The 15,374-nt window shown below is 49.0% G+C and carries 12 protein-coding genes and 1 pseudogene; 2 read left to right on the top strand and 11 right to left on the bottom strand.

Features of this window, described 5'->3' with window-relative positions; all coding sequences use genetic code 11:
- Window positions 1-216: 216 nt before the first annotated feature.
- The 3 genes from AC0VZ8_RS15905 to AC0VZ8_RS15895 form a co-directional block, all read right to left on the bottom strand.
- Window positions 217-3,459 carry a hypothetical protein gene (locus tag AC0VZ8_RS15905; RefSeq protein WP_475487494.1) on the bottom strand — a complete coding sequence of 1,081 codons (3,243 nt, stop codon included), beginning with the start codon at window positions 3,457-3,459 and terminating at the stop codon, window positions 217-219.
- A gap of 555 nt (window positions 3,460-4,014) precedes the next feature.
- The gene (locus AC0VZ8_RS15900; protein ID WP_475487493.1) at window positions 4,015-4,920 is read right to left on the bottom strand and encodes a DMT family transporter; all 906 of its coding nucleotides are present in this window, start codon (window positions 4,918-4,920) and stop codon (window positions 4,015-4,017) included.
- Window positions 4,921-5,064: 144 nt separating this feature from the next.
- Window positions 5,065-5,871 carry a helix-turn-helix domain-containing protein gene (locus AC0VZ8_RS15895; RefSeq protein WP_475487492.1) on the bottom strand — a complete coding sequence of 269 codons (807 nt, stop codon included), beginning with the start codon at window positions 5,869-5,871 and terminating at the stop codon, window positions 5,065-5,067.
- A gap of 142 nt (window positions 5,872-6,013) precedes the next feature.
- Between AC0VZ8_RS15895 and AC0VZ8_RS15890 the strand changes: the two genes are divergently transcribed.
- Window positions 6,014-6,820, top strand: a complete 807-nt coding sequence (locus tag AC0VZ8_RS15890; RefSeq protein WP_475487491.1) for a phytanoyl-CoA dioxygenase family protein — start codon at window positions 6,014-6,016, stop codon at window positions 6,818-6,820.
- Between the two features lie 53 nt (window positions 6,821-6,873).
- Here AC0VZ8_RS15890 and AC0VZ8_RS15885 read toward each other — a convergent pair whose 3' ends face one another.
- The 4 genes from AC0VZ8_RS15885 to AC0VZ8_RS15870 all read right to left on the bottom strand — a co-directional run bounded on the left by AC0VZ8_RS15885 (window position 6,874) and on the right by AC0VZ8_RS15870 (window position 10,300).
- Window positions 6,874-7,299: a GrpB family protein gene (locus AC0VZ8_RS15885; protein ID WP_475487490.1), complete on the bottom strand. Its 426-nt coding sequence runs from the start codon at window positions 7,297-7,299 to the stop codon at window positions 6,874-6,876.
- A gap of 294 nt (window positions 7,300-7,593) precedes the next feature.
- Entirely contained in the window at window positions 7,594-8,616 is a 1,023-nt protein-coding gene (locus tag AC0VZ8_RS15880; RefSeq protein WP_071223995.1) for a 2,3-butanediol dehydrogenase, read from the bottom strand.
- A gap of 20 nt (window positions 8,617-8,636) precedes the next feature.
- On the bottom strand, window positions 8,637-9,245 hold the full coding sequence (locus AC0VZ8_RS15875) for a TetR/AcrR family transcriptional regulator (RefSeq protein ID WP_260067337.1): 609 nt from the start codon (window positions 9,243-9,245) through the stop codon (window positions 8,637-8,639).
- Window positions 9,246-9,457: 212 nt separating this feature from the next.
- Window positions 9,458-10,300 (bottom strand): hypothetical protein, encoded by an 843-nt coding sequence (locus AC0VZ8_RS15870; RefSeq protein WP_475487489.1) that lies wholly within the window; start codon window positions 10,298-10,300, stop codon window positions 9,458-9,460.
- A 229-nt stretch (window positions 10,301-10,529) separates the two neighbouring features.
- Here AC0VZ8_RS15870 and AC0VZ8_RS15865 point away from each other — a divergent pair, with 229 nt between their 5' ends.
- Window positions 10,530-10,937, top strand: coding sequence for a hypothetical protein (locus tag AC0VZ8_RS15865; RefSeq protein ID WP_475487488.1), 408 nt, complete (start codon window positions 10,530-10,532; stop codon window positions 10,935-10,937).
- A gap of 197 nt (window positions 10,938-11,134) precedes the next feature.
- Here AC0VZ8_RS15865 and AC0VZ8_RS15860 read toward each other — a convergent pair whose 3' ends face one another.
- The 4 genes and pseudogenes from AC0VZ8_RS15860 to AC0VZ8_RS15845 form a co-directional block, all read right to left on the bottom strand.
- Complete coding sequence (locus AC0VZ8_RS15860) at window positions 11,135-12,259, bottom strand: GerAB/ArcD/ProY family transporter (protein WP_475487487.1); 1,125 nt, start codon at window positions 12,257-12,259, stop codon at window positions 11,135-11,137.
- A 17-nt stretch (window positions 12,260-12,276) separates the two neighbouring features.
- Window positions 12,277-12,516 (bottom strand): hypothetical protein, encoded by a 240-nt coding sequence (locus AC0VZ8_RS15855; protein WP_071224003.1) that lies wholly within the window; start codon window positions 12,514-12,516, stop codon window positions 12,277-12,279.
- 12 nt (window positions 12,517-12,528) lie between these two features.
- On the bottom strand, window positions 12,529-13,737 hold the full coding sequence (locus AC0VZ8_RS15850) for a Ger(x)C family spore germination protein (RefSeq protein ID WP_260067416.1): 1,209 nt from the start codon (window positions 13,735-13,737) through the stop codon (window positions 12,529-12,531).
- Between the two features lie 35 nt (window positions 13,738-13,772).
- Window positions 13,773-15,368: pseudogene (locus AC0VZ8_RS15845) on the bottom strand (spore germination protein).
- Between the last annotated feature and the right edge of the window lie 6 nt (window positions 15,369-15,374).

Genomic DNA, 15,374 nt, shown 5'->3' with positions numbered 1-15,374 from the left:
TGACATCGAAAAATTGCTACTTTAGAAGTATAAATTGCACTTTTGTTATGACAAATTTCGACGATACAGCCATTCTTAATGATGAGAAACAATCCATTCCATACATGTGGTGGACAACAAAAACAGCCGCGTAATTCACGCGGCTGTTCCTACAATATGGACATTGATATAGAAGAAAAGTGTCGTGCTATTAAAATGGCTAAAGCTTTCGTTTGCTTACAGGTAACCTGCCAGTTTGGTAAGTATTTCTGCTTGTTCACCCGTCAATATTTTGCCGGATTGTGCGCTAATTTGATTGGAAAAAGCGTTCAGCATGCCTTCCTTGGCAGAGGTGTTACCTCTATTGTCGGCCTCTTTCGCTTGGAGGAGTTTACTTGAGAGCGATCGTGCGAGTCCTGGATCGCTCGCGGCGAAATGCGCTGCAAGCTCGGACAAGCTATCGTACGTTACAATCACCTCGAAACGAAAGACCGCTTCCGTTTTATTTCCCGCCAGATCGATTGCCGTGACCGAGATATCGTGGGATCCCGGCTCGAAGAAATAGGCAGGACGTTCAATCAGTGCATGAGAACAAGGATTGTCAGCTAACCCGGACAGACTGTCAACGGCGCTGCACGAAACGTATACAGAGTCGGTTACTGTGTACGTACGCTCACCGGTGAATTCAACGACAGGTGCCGTCTTGTCGATCTGCACCTTCAGCGTCCCCGGAACCTCAGTCACGCCTGAGAAGTTAGTGGCGGAATAGGTGACCGTCGTGACGCCTTCCTTCGTGATTTCAAGCTGGGCCGTATTCCCTTTTGTTGTAGTCTTCTCTATCGGCTGTGCCCCTTCCGCAGCGTATGCAATGGAGTACGCGCGGTCGGCAGAAATGGACAAGGACACATCGGATTTCACCCAGCCGTTCTCGTTGGGAGAAGGCGATAGACTAACCGTGGAGACAGGCGGCACACTGTCTTTTACCGTTACAAAGAAATCGTCATAATAGGCCGTTGCCACATTGTATCTGGAAGTTACCGCAATCAGTTTCGCGTAAGCTGCATTAGACGGAGCCTTCCCTCTTAGCGTCACTTTCTGCCATTGTGCCAATCGCGATTCATCCAAATGGGTTTCCAAGGTGGAGATGGTCGCGTTATTGCTATCAAAGAAACGGAACATAAAGCCAGGCTGACCGGATTCAATATAAAGATTCATGCCTGCCGTATATTCCTCTCCCGGAATGATGGGAATCGGATCACTCTGAACGGCAACGGATGCCGTTCTCAGCGTGTCCGTAATCTTCAAGCTGTGTGTTCCCGTGAAACTGCGTTCCGTGCTGCGATCATAGCGATACCCGTTGCCTGGAGCGAATAATGGACTCCATCCCTTTAATTCCTCTTCAAAGCCCGGATTGGTAACCGGAACAGCCGTATGCGGCGGTTCTTCAATAACCTCTCCGTCAACTTCCATCCGATATAGGATCGTATTGGTTTGCATATCCGTGAAGTACAGGTTCCCGTCAGCATGCAGATCGAATCTGGAGGTGTCGGCCAATGTCCGATGTTCCAGCGTTTCAGGGTCTATGACCGTCAGTTTGTTGTTAAACAGCACATAGAGCAGTCCATCCTCCGACCAACGCAGCGGGTGGTGAGCCCATTGGCTGAAGTTTAAGCTTGGATACACTTTTTTGCTCTTCACAACTTGATACGTATCGGGATCGATCGCAAAAATATACTCATAGGATGCCCCCCAGATCAAACCGTCCGGACCGGCGGAAAGATCGCCGATGAATATCGGCTTATCCAGACCGGGAACCCGGAGCGGAAACTCTGCTATTTTTTGCTGTGTCTCCTCATCCCAGACAAAAATCTTCGCTTCCGCTTCCGTCGGCTCAGAACCCAGTCCGCCTCGAATCGTGGTGGAGCCGAACACCTTGCCGTCATGAACCGTCGTGCTGAGCACGCTCTGATTCTGGACGACATTGCGATGCAAGTTGATTTCTCCGGTGACGGTATCATAAACGGTCAATGAGCCGCCCAACGTACCGTAGCCAGATATCGTCGAAATGTAGAGCTTGCCTTTGGAACTGGAGATATCCACCAGCCTCTCCTGATCGTTGCCCAGTACGGCCAGTCGCTTCGGATTGTTCATTCCAGGCTCCGTCGATAAATCGAACTCGTACAGTCCGCCCTCCGGATACACGCCCATATAGACTTTATTGCCCACGGCATGAACGCTATCCGCCTGGCCGATGCTGAACGGCGTTGCGATGTTATCCGTCAGATCGACGAGCGAGGATCGCGCCTGCGAGCCGGTGGTGATCAGCTCCGTATGGGATACGCTTTTCAACCGGTTGACAACCCCGGGCAGACCTGGAATGACCGGCGGCAACAGGTGCACTTGCTTCGTTTCGATATTCATGATTGTAACGCCGCCGTCATAACGGACGGTCACCAGATTTTTGCCCGGGTATTCCGGATTATGGGGAAATTCAACCCAATCTACTCCCCGAAATCCGCTGTTGTACTCCATTCCGGTTAACTCGACCTCATGCGTGGCAAGATTAAACGTTTTCAGCTTCTTGTCGGACATATAATACAGTTTTCCGTCAAGCGAGTCCGTTGCGTGCAGCCCCGTTACGTTCTCCAGCACAACATCCAGCCAGCTTTCCGTCTGCGTATCGTAGATAAACGCCTCTCCAGGAATGCCGCTTCCGTCCGTATATCGGGCAAACAAATAACGGTTATCAATCGTGCTCAGGTCATATACGGTGTCTTCTTTAACCGGCAGGGAAGCAGCAATATTTGTTTTCTCACCTGTGGCTAGATTCACGCGTACGATCTGCTTATGCGCGGTACCTGCATATATATTGCCGCCCTGATAAGCAATGGAGCGTACATATTCCTGGTCAAGCAGCCCGATGACGCGGCCATAATCTTTGGTTTGCTTGGTAGCCGGGTCATACTGATACACTTTGCCGCCGGGATAGGTTCCGACATACACGCGGCCCTGTTCATCCGTGGTAATGCTGTTCGGAACCGACTGGCCGTCGAACTGTGCCACTTGCACAGGGACGTGAGTAACCGGTGAGTAACTCCACAGCCTTGCCCCGCCACCGTCAGCCGCAAGGAACAATGTTCCGTCCGGTGCCGTCGTATGTGCCCATGAGCTTTCGGAGGGTCCGATCGGAATGCTCCGCAGCAGTTTATAATCCTCCAGATCAATGACATTAAGATGCCCCGGTTTTCCTTTACTGGTCGCGTAAAGCACGTTGCGGCCCTCTTCCTTGCCAGTGGTACCGTTGAACACGGCCACCGTATAGTTGTTAGGGACCAGAATTTCTTCCGGTGTTCCATATGTTTTTTGAGCCAGCCTGCTCTCCCCGGAAGCAGCTGCGACACCGCTGCCTCCCGAGCATGCTAATATAAAACAAATTGCAAGCATGATGACCTGGAACTTGCCACCCTTTCTAAATCTCATAAATAACCTCCCTAGAATCAGTCGTTGTCTTCCCGAAAAACCACTGCGCATACATGCGGCTAGCGAACGGGCGTTAGTCTCGGTTTTTGTATACGGATCCTCCTTTTTCGATGCATTGACAAGCCCTTGTAAGTAGAATCCAGAACTTGGACCCGGGTCGTCTGGCCCGTATATTAGGCAAATAGCAAGATGGTGTCAATCGATATTTATTTTGTTTTCTTACATTTATCTCGTTATCGGTCAAAGTGGATTTTGCAAAAGTGGTAGAATAATCGCAAAATCTTCATCGAAAATTTCAAGCTTAGAACCCAATAGATAAATAACTAAACCCGAAGGTTAACAAGAAAAAAGCCGCAATTTAAGCGGCCCGGAGCAAAGTATAAATTCGTATCACACGCGGCATCCTTCCTTCTTTAGGAAGCTCTTTAGGAAATTCTTCATTTTCGTTTATATCGAAATTCCCTTAATTACTTGAATGCTTCAGTTAAGGTACAACGCGGGGATAAAAAAATAAAAGACTGCCTCTTTAGCAGTCCTTCTTGGTGCTATTGAATGTTACTTAGGTACAGCAGCAACTCTTTCTTTTTGTGTTCGTCCGCCACGATTGGTGATAAACACCCCGGATAAAATGAGAATTAGGCCGAGGATCAGGCTCCATCCAATCGGTTCATCCAGCAGTGTATATCCCCAGATCATCGCCGTTGCAGGAACGAGATAAGTGACGGATGTCGCAAACTCGGGGCTCCCTTTCAAGACCATATAATTGAACAGAATATATGCTACACCAGAGCCGAAGATGCCCAGGCCAACAAGAGAACCTATATTGGCAGGCTCCGCGATCTTGGCAAGTTCAACCTTTTCCGTTGTAAGAGCGATTACTCCACTCCCTGCCATTGCCCCAAGCAATGTTGCGAACGTTAACTGATACATACTCAGTCCGCCCAATAAACGTTTGGATAACTGCGAACCAACGGCATAACACAAAGTAGCACCTATCATCGTCGCAAACCCAATGAAATCGACGGTAATAAATGATCCGGGTCGAATGCCGAGCAGAATGATCAGTCCGACAAGCGCGACGCCCATGCCCATCCATTGAATCCGCCTAAACACGGAGCCGAAGAACAGCAACCCGACGATCATGGTCCAAATCGGCGTCGTTGCATTCAATACCGAAGCCATGCTGCTGGCCAGCCTGGTCTCACTAAACCCGATTAAGGTCCATGGCAGGGCCATATTGATCATCGCGATCACGATGGTGGGCAGCCAGCGGATTTGCCGCAGGGCAAACGGCTTTCGCATGATGAGCATAACGACTGTGATGAAGAGAAATCCAAAGGTTGATCGCAGAAAGGCGATCCCCCACGGGCCGAAATCGTGCAGCAAATTTTTGACGAAAAAGAACGAACCTCCCCATATGAGACATAGGAGGATGAGTGAAACATATAAGGATCGTGCCAACTTAATACCTTCTTTCTATATTAGGGACATCCTTATAAGTTAACATCTCATCATGGAGGTTGTACAGAGTGATTCTACACAATGCTCTTTCAGGCAGCTTCTTTCTATTGGTATGATTTATGGATAACTTAAGCCTTGCAGCCTTCATGTAGGCTTCCACGCCTGGCGGTACTGCCTCGGTGAAACCCCGTACTGTTTGCGAAACTGATCGGCAAAATGATTGTAACTGTTAAACCCTACATCCTGCGCGGCTTCGTTCGCCGTACGGCCGGAATGGGTCATCAATAAGGCGGCATGGCGAATCCTCATTTGATTCAGATGCTCTACAATGGTGTACCCCGTTTCTTGCTTGAACAAGTGGGCCAGCCTTGATCCCGATATTCCGACCTCTCGCGATATCGCATCAATTCGAATATCTTCTTTTAACGATCGGGACAGCAAACCAAGGGTCTGCTCGACTCTGGGATCGAGTCTTTTGTTCATCCGCTGCGCAAGCAGGAGCAAAATTTCACGCACCGAATTCTCACACAGTGCCTCCCATAGATCCAAACGATCCAGCGAATCTTGAAGTACATTCCGAAATGTTTGCTCGACTCGCCCACGGACACGTTCATCGGGCAGCGTTTCGACCAAAAACTCCTCATAACGCAGCATCCTGTTTTCCGGAAGTCCAGGATAATGAATCCACAGGAAGTTCCAGCGTTTCCCCTGCACAGTTCCGTATTCATGCGCGATATTGGCGCGCAGTAGGCCAAGCTGTCCAGGCCCGCAGCGTTTCTCTCCGGCAGGCGTCCGGACATAGCCCTCTCCATGCAGCGTATAAACAAGTAGCCAGTCCTTCATGCCATGAGGGCGACGTAAGCGATAAGCATCGTCTTGGTCGAAATGGTCGCCGAATATGGTGCCGGTACTTTCTAAGGGTTTCACGTGCCTGCCCGCCGGCGTTCGCATGAACCTCTCCTCCTTTTGTACCTGTAATAACAGAATAGCAGAATCCCGGTATTAATAAGCAGAATACTGACTTCCTCTCAAGTTAAGCAGACGATATTCTATTGTCAATAGGAAAAACAATAAACGTACAGGAGGCATTCTCATGCAAAAGCAGCCAAGAGTATTGACTCAAGAACAGTTGCAATTGTTCGAAACGGAAGGTTATTTAATCGTAAAAGGGCTCTTCCGCCAGGAGGAGGTGTCAGAAATCGAAGCAACGTTTGAGGAGATCAGTCATACTACCGTTCCTGGCCACTTTGAGCCGGTGTTGGATGAGGAAGTTGTCGAACCGCTGAAGCGTTATCCCCGTGTGATGCATCCGCACCGCTTTAATCCGACCGCGATGAAATATATGCTGCACAAGCCTGTTATGGATGTACTGGCCGATTTGTATGGGGAGCCGGCACTCGCGGCTCAAAGCATGTTCTATTACAAACCCCCGGGTTCCCGCGGTCAAGCGCTGCACCAGGACAATTTTTACCTGCAGGTCGAGCCGGGGAACTGTATCGCGGCGTGGACCGCAATCGATGCGTCTAATGAAGAGAACGGCGGGTTGCTCGTCGTTCCGAAAACAAGTGATTATGCTCTGGTGTGCCCGGAGGAAGCCGATTCGAACGAGTCGTTCACCACCCATTTCGTGAAGCCGCCCAAAGACAGCAAGGCACTCCCGGCGATCATGGACAAAGGCGATGTGCTGTTCTTTAACGGCAATCTGATCCACGGCTCCTACCGTAACAAATCCAACCGTTTTCGCCGAGCCTTCATCTGCCACTACGCCAACGCCTCGGCTGTCAAGATCGGTGCTTTCTATCGGCCATTATTCCGGGAGGACGGCACGGAAGTCAATCTCGACATCAATCCGAATGGCGGTCCGTGCGGCGTCGAATTTGATACGGCATATCCCCATTAAATTTCATGCGATCAGCGTGTACCTTGGTAGCGCTGGTCGCGCTGTTTTTAATCTTAATCTTCCCATACATTCTGCATCGGAAGGCCCAGCTCACTTCGGGCCGCGTCCACAACCATCTGAATAAAAGCGGTTTTCTCCTTCGTGTAGGCTTCCATGGAACTTGCGTTTAGGGCAGCCGCCCTTTTTACTGCGCCGTACTGCGTGACAAGCTCCGGATGTCTACGCAAATAATCTCGCAGCACAATTTCATTTCTCGTAGGGAACGACGCATCATACATCATAAGGTGAACATTATGGGTCCACTTTCCTTCCGTACGCTTGGCAAATAAATATCTCCCCTGCATTCCGGTTGGAATATGCGTATAGCTAGCCGGATCAAACCTTGATTCGTAATAGGCGACCGGCCGGAGCGGCGTCAAGCCGACAAAAATGTCGATCACCGGCTTGGATGCCTGCCCGGGAATCGCGGTACTCCCCACATGCTCGATGGCTACCGCTTCGGACCAAGTCTCGAAAGCAGCGCTTCTTTTTCGGATTCAAAAGCTTCCGTCCAGCTCTGGTCATATTCTACAATGTTGATGGTATCCTCCATCACGCTCACCTCGCTCTGCTTTTATTAACCTAAGTGGTTTATAAAAATATGTAAGAATTTAATTATATATAATAAAGCGCATTGGTTGAAGGCTGATTGGATAATATATCTATCTTTCATTAAATTCGGCGTAAGGTTCAATATAGAAAAGCCCTACCAAGATCTTGGTAGGGCTGATTCATTAGGACAAGTGCATATCAACTAGAATTTTGCATTGTTTTCGATCATTGGCCAATGTTTCAAAGCCTTTCTCGACAATATCGCCAAGCGGTATGAGGCTTGTGATGACCTTGTTCCCATCAATGATGCCTCCGGCGAGTAATCGAATCACCTCGGGGAACAGGTTTGCGTAAGCGTAAGAACCGGTGATTTTGGCTTCGGTCTTTACAAAGCTGTTCGGACTAAAGGTGACCGGCTGCTCCCACAAGCTCACAACCTTGAATTCCCCGCCTTTTCTCACCGCACTTACGCCGCTCAAGAATGTGGCCTGCACACCCGCCGCATCAAAGGCTACGTCCACTCCTCCGTCCGTCAGCTCCTTGATTCGTGCAACTGCATCGACTTCAACCGGGTTAAGCACGTGGGTTGCACCTAGCTCCAGCGCCTTCTCCCGGCGGTCATCGGATACTTCAACGACGATTATTTCGCTTGCTCCCGCCGCTTTCACCGCTTGCAGGAGCAAAAGACCGATCGGACCAGCTCCAAAGATAGCTGCCGTATCGCCAAGGCGCAGCGTGCTTTGCCGTACCGCATGAACCGCTACGGCCGTAGGCTCGACGAGTGCTCCTAGCTTAACGTCCATTTCAGCTGGAAGCTTGAACGCATTCTCCTCTTTAACTACGGCGTATTCCGCGAACCCGCCAGAAATGGAATAACCGTAACCGCCGCTGTTCGAGCACAGATTCGCCATCCCTCTTCGGCAATTGGAGCAATGGCCGCAAGCGATGAGTGGTTCAACGGCCACCTGATCACCGGGCTCCACGGTGGTTACGCCTTCTCCTACTTCAACGACCGTACCGGAGAATTCATGTCCGAGAACCGGCTGCGTGCGGATTGGAAATGTACCCGCTACATATTCATGCATGTCGCTTCCGCATATGCCTGCATAATCCACTTTGACGAGCACCTTTCCCGCTTCAAGAGGAGGAATGGCTGTTTCTTCAACCCTGATGTCTTTAGTTCCGTATATTTTCGCTGCTCTCATGATGTTATCCCCTTTGCTGTTCACGATGAATGCAAACCGTTCAAGACAAGGCGAATGATATGCTCAGCTGCCTGCGTGGCATTGTCCTCCGCAGGGGGCAAATCGCTGAACACTGGCTCGAGGAACGGGTTCTGTCTGGAAAAGATCACGACCCCCATTACAAAATGGACGGCATGCACAATCGATTCGAACTGAAACACGCCTTGACTCTTCCCTGATTCCAGTATGGCTCTTAGATGTACCCAAGAAGGATAATAGGCATTTGAAAGCATCTTGAGCCGGGGACTTTGCATCATCATTTCCTGTTGCAGGATATGAATCAGCTCTTCGTTATCGTAACGGTATGCAACAAAACCACGGATAAACGCTTCAAGCGCTTTGATCGGCTCCTCCAAGTTGAAGGACAGCTTAGCAAAATGTTCATTAAGCGGTTCGAACAATGCATAGAGCAGCTTGTCCTTTCCTCCGAAATGGTAGGATACCAGCGCTAATGCAACGCCTGCTTCGTCACAAATTTGCCTGACGCTTGTGCCTTCAAACCCTTTTCCGGCAAATAGCTTCTTTGCTGCGTCTAAAATCTTCTGCTTTACGTCCTTTTCCTGATCCTGTACCTGTTCTTCGTTTACCATTTGACATCCATTACCTGTCTTCATGTATTTGCTATTCCAATTATTCGTTAAGTTGATTCTTAGATTTGAACGTTCGTTTTGAACAATTGTTCAAGCAGCTGCGAATTCATTTTACTCCTCGTTTTTATTCATGTCAAATGTGTCTGCACCCTTGCATCAAGAGCCGCGGCCTTCGCCGCAGCCATGCTCCTCGGCTCCGTATGCAGTTCATACTATCTCACTCTTCTAGTCTTTATCCATTGAGTGATTCGCTTGGCTCTTCCGATCATCTTAGGGAGCAGCATCAATGCGACGATACAAGAAATGATCAAATACACGATCTGGACTCCATTCTCTTCCGACAACATCTGTTCTACACTCGTACCGATGAGCAGGACAGGCTGCTTCGCATCGTCCCCCGGTAAGTTGAAGGCTTCCAGCTGACCTTTGCTAGCCCTGCCAATTACCGTCACCCAATCTCCAGGGGAGACGGCATAATACCCGTAAGCCGTACCCTTGGGACTTTCCATCAGCAGCGGTCGGGATGAATTTCCTTCGTAAATCAGGGTGACATGTTTAGGATCAACCGTCGCAACATTCAGCGGAAGCCAGTCCGTGTAAAACCTGATCCGTTCCGCCTGAACCGTTACTCCGTTTAACTCTGAACTTCCCCAAGATTGGTGGCTTCCGTTATCATCCAGCTTGTAATCGCAACCACCCTTGCCGCATTCCCAGCGGAATGGCTCTTTCTGGAGCAGAGCGTAACGACCCTGAAGCTTGCCTTCATCCGTATATGCCGCTTCTCCTCCTGCCTGACCTTCGAGACGTACATAGCCAGTCGTTTCGGATGTCAACTGCTGGACCGGCTGAGCTTTGTTTATAATGGTCGTGAGCCGGGCGGAATCCCAATACATTAGAAGCGATCCGAGCAGGATGATCCATCCGATCGCTTCCATAATCCAAAACCAGAACCGATCGAAGCGGGTGTCTTTGGATCGTTTACGTTGTTTTCTCGCTTTCTGCTTATATGTATGGATACCTGTACGACTGGGTTTATCTTTGCGTTTCATGGCCACGGGTTTATCTCCTCCTGTTAACGATGTCAGAGATGACAATGTATCATATACGACTGTAAGATACGCGGGGTTTCAGTCGGCATCAGACCTTGATAGGATATGAGAGCATCCGCTAGGCTATCTTGTTTGAATCGTGTATGCATTGTGTAATTGTTGTGTATACATTGTGTTTGCAATATGTAGTCACTTTGAGTACAATTGATCTACAACGTTAAGGAGGCTTTTGCCAATGGATACTAATCTGCACATCCGTCTAAACAAAGAACTTAAGGAGAGCTTTCAAGAGATAGCGAAGGGCAATAATACGGACCCTTCTTCTCTGGTTCGCGACTGGATTGGCAACTATGTAGCGGAGCATCGAAAGACGGATGAAGATTCTGCTGCCGAGTTATATTTGGCAGGATACCAATTGCAGCAAGCACTGGGAGGAAGGGATCATGTCACCAAGGAATTCGCTAAACAATTGCAGGAGCATTCCTTGACGAATCAGAAGGAGTTCACGCAGTTGATCTTGACTACCTATATGGATCTGGATCTTACGATTCCTTCGTGTTTATCCAAGACTTATAAAGGCTACGCTTATTCTCAAATGTTTTTGATGGGCTTGATCGGTGATAAACCTAAGAATTTGGCATAAATCACAATCGTCGTTATTCCTTAATGAAGTCAGAGTGACTTCATCTATTAGTGCAATAAGAGATAATCTCCCCTTTCCTGCTGGCTCAACTTAAAAAACCGTCTACAAGTAGACGGATCGAACAATAGCTCCAGCATTATCCATTTCAATTGCGATTTCTGTGGATTATCAATAAACCCACTTTGTCCTCCAACCGTTCAGGCGGTTTTCGAGGACTTTTTTGTCTTTTTGGAACCTATTTTACGCAATCCGTGCATGCCGAACAACAACAGTGGGAGAATTAATCCGATCGTAATCGTGTACGGAATCCAAGTCTTGTTGTCCCATACCAACTTGTATGGAACATTGGGATAGATGAAGACGGAAACCGCAGCCAGAATCCAACCGAGTGGAACGACCAGAGGCTGATAGTTTTTAATATGAAATATTTGGCTTATGCCTATCGCTATGGCATAGAAATACAAGGAAATCCGATAAAACAAAGTGATAAACCACATCACGGCCATGACTGCCTCAATACGCTGAAGGAAATTGCCGATATTGATTTTTTTTGCCAGCATATAACTTGGATATAGGTTTCTTCCTGTTATATCCGGACCCAGGACCAAGATGGTTAAGGCAATAATCGTAAACAGCACCATCGCGCCGAATAGACTGCCGATATAAACGGCCTTGTAAGCCTCGGCCGGGCGGTTGACAGCCCCCGGATAAATGATCATCAATACGATATGCGGCAGAAAAGCAATGCTAACGAAAGAGACCGCGGCTGGAAATAGGGGGTTAACCCCCGATTCGAAAATCGGCATAGCATTCTCCCATTCAATCTCTGACAATAATAATAAACTCATGGATAGAAACAGAAGAAGAAACCATGGGAAGAGCATTTCCGCTGAACGAGCCAGCACTTCAAGGCCTAAACGAACCCCCAGCACAACCAAGGCTCCAAATAAGAAGATGATCGCCTGAATCGGGGTTTCCGGCAGCATCTGAATCGTCATGAAAATACCGATTTCATGTAACACCGTAGCGGGACCGCCTAGGAACAACGTAAGCAGGAAGAGAACGTTTATCATTTTGCCGATCCATTTTCCAAAAAGCTTCTCGGACAACTGCATCAGATTCGTATCCGGATATTTTTTGAACATTTGCAGCTGCAGCACCAAAATGATGAATCCGAGGCCGGTCCCGACCAAGCAGGCAATCCAAGCATCTTGCTTAGCAATGGAAGCCATACCCGAAGGAACGATAAGAATAGCGCTTCCGATCGTATACATGGCAGTTAATATGCTGACCTGACGCAGTGAAATTTTGACTACGGGCATCTTTCCCGCTCCTTTTCTTATTGGATCAAACCGATGGCAGTGAGCCAATCACTGAGCGGCTTGAATACGACCGTGATCATAGCCAAGGGAGTTGGAATATCGTTCATGACCGTTTGAGTCACGCTAATTCCCATGCCAATGATCATGAGTACCGCGAACCCCCAGATTTCCCTGTGTTCTTTTTCCCGTAGCATCCTCGGCAGCTCCAGCCAGGTTAAGATCACGGCTGAAGCCGCTATAATCGCGATGTTGAGCATGAAATCATCGCCTCATTCCTTGATATCATTTAGAAATGAATCGTTGGTAGTTCCTGTACGCCGGATTTTATAATTCACCTGGATATGGGTCTCGAGACTCGGAAAATATCGGTCTTCCCACTCGTCCTTCATCCCTTTCCACGCCTTCGGGTGCGCACGGCGAAAAGCTTCCCCGAAGCCGAAGATGTCCACTTTATGCTCCGTTTGTACTTTAGCGATAACCGCCTCTAAGCTTTGGGTTAGTCTTTCTTCCATTTGGACTTCGAGGTCTCTTACGGTATCAGGTTGAGACAGATCCAAGCCGCCGCACTCTACTGAGCCGATATTTCCCTCCATATTAATTCGGATATCCATTTCAGGACGGGATTGGACCATCCTTCCCTTCAGCTTCGTTTCGGACCTAAGCGTCTCCACAATAACCTTTCCATCGTTCCGGCGGCAAGGTATGAAATCGACAGAGCTTTTCACGTGCCCCGTTATAAGTCGATACCCTCTGCTATCCTTCTCGTTTAACCATCCAATCTGCTTGTCCCTTTTGAAAACGGCAAGCCCCGAATATTTCAATTGGCTTGGCGTATTAATATTTTCTACATTCTTCTTCGTTTTTCCGATGTCCCGATTCCCTGCTATTATCAATCCTGTAAGCACAGGGTGTTTGCCGCTGCTGGTCAAATCACTTATCAATTCATCCAGCGTTACGGCCATGCTGGGTGACCATACCTTCTCGGAGATTTGCAGCGATTCGTAAAGTTTATTTGCGGGGATGGTTTCCATGGGCGTCATGATTTTTAACGTTTCCTCCGCCGTTGCTCCTTTGGTCACCACCAGGTAGAAATCGGGTCTAAATTCATGATCCCTGGATAGCAAGTCCAGAACTTTGGCAATCCCTTCTTTTGCCATCGCCTCATCCATCAGAAACATCCGTAAATGGGAAAAATAAATTTTTCGCGGACTGTTCTGCGTCATCCTCCGTGCGGCTTCAAAAATAGTGTCCCCTTCTGCCGTAAACAATGTAGCCGGCGCTTGGGGACCTCCACTTCTTTTGGCGGTGAGCTGCCCGGGGTTGGCAACCTGGACAGTTAAACGGTAGCGGCCGTCCACCCAGTCCACTCCAGCGGCCACAGCTATGGCCAAATCGTTCAATTCCCTGCGGTTCCAGCAACCGCTCAGAAAAAGCGTGATGACGATATGCAGGAGAATCAACGCCAAGATCCGTTTCATCCATTTCACTCACTTTCCCGCTGGTCTGCAATAATCTATTCCCGCGATTTTTGGGGTGGCGTGCTTTTTCTGCGCTTTTGGTTGTTCTGATTCATCAGTCGGGGGCGACTTAACAGCATCCAATGCGGCAGTCGCAATATCGTATCTTTTTGCCCTTCCGGAATTAACGGCGCGAAAGGCGACATGTACGGGACTCCGAACGAGCGTAGGCTGCACAAATGGAGAATTAGAGCGATGATCCCCACTAAGATGCCGAACAGGCCAAAGGATCCGGCAAGGGCCATTAACGGAAACCGAAGCATCCGAAAAGCAATGGACATATTAAAGGATGGAACGACGAAGCTGGAAATTGCCGTGATCGCAACCACGATGACCATGGCGGGCGTGATGATCCCCGCTTCAACGGCGGCTTGCCCAATCACCAATGTGCCTACGATGGAAATCGCCGATCCGATATTTTTGGGCAGCCGCACGCCTGCCTCCCGCAGAATCTCGAAAGTAACCTCCATAAGGACCGCCTCGACAAAGGCAGGAAACGGGATCTGCTCACGCTGCCCAGCCAGTCCGAACAGGAGCCTTGTCGGCAGCATTTCGTGATGAAAGGTGGTTATGGCAACATAGAGGGAAGGTCCAAGCAAAGAAATAAATATGCTCAGGTAGCGCAGCAAGCGCAGGAAAGAGCTGATATCCGCGCGCTGGTAGTAATCCTCCGCAGCATGCAAGAAGGAGACAAAGAGAGCCGGAACAACCAGTACAAACGGAGTCCCGTCCACGATAATCGCAATTTTCCCTTCCAGCAGCTCGGCCGCAACCACATCCGGACGTTCGGTATTATAAACGGTAGGAAAAGGAGTTAACGTCTTATCCTGAATCAACTCCTCGATATAGCCGCTCTCCAAGATGCTGTCCACATCGATTCGTCCAAGCCGGGTGCGGACTTCCCCGACAATTTTATCGTTTGCAATGCCGTTAATGTACATCATTGCGACATCCGTCTGCGTCACTCAACCGATCTGTTGCGTTTCCATCCACAGATGAGGATCCTTGATTTTCCGGCGAATCAAGGCTGTATTCGTACGCAGCGACTCCGAAAAGGACTCGCGCGGGCCGCGGACGACATTCTCCGCCGATGTTTCCATGACCCCGCGGTCCTTCCATCCGCGTGTACCTGCCGCAATGCCTCGGTTCAATCCATCTACCAGAAAAATGGTGTCTCCCGACATTAAGGAATGGAACAACTTTTTATAATCGGTTATGGACTGAATCTCTTGATTGACGAGGGAAATTTGTTCTAATATCTCTTGCCCGTCGAATGGCTTCGAATGTTCCGAACCATCCCTAACCCGGGATTTCGCAATATCTGCTACGGCCATCATGATGGATTCCGAGATGATCTTTTGATCCGCCAAGCCGTCCGTATAAACGATAGCGATATAGTGTATCTCCTCTTCATCCAGCGGAATTTCCCTGATCACGATATCGGTGCTGTTGCCGAGGGCTGCTCTGATATGGTTTAGATTGCTTTGTATATCCGGGCTTAAGGCATCGGGGTCTGTAATCGATGTGTTAGCCGGTAGGGTATCTTTGATGCGGTTTTTGACGGAATGGCCGGTTCTTCTTCGATACCGCATGGGAAC

The sequence above is a fragment of the Paenibacillus sp. QJM3NY_38 genome, from assembly GCF_056173265.1.
This window is presented reverse-complemented; position numbering and strand designations above follow the sequence as displayed.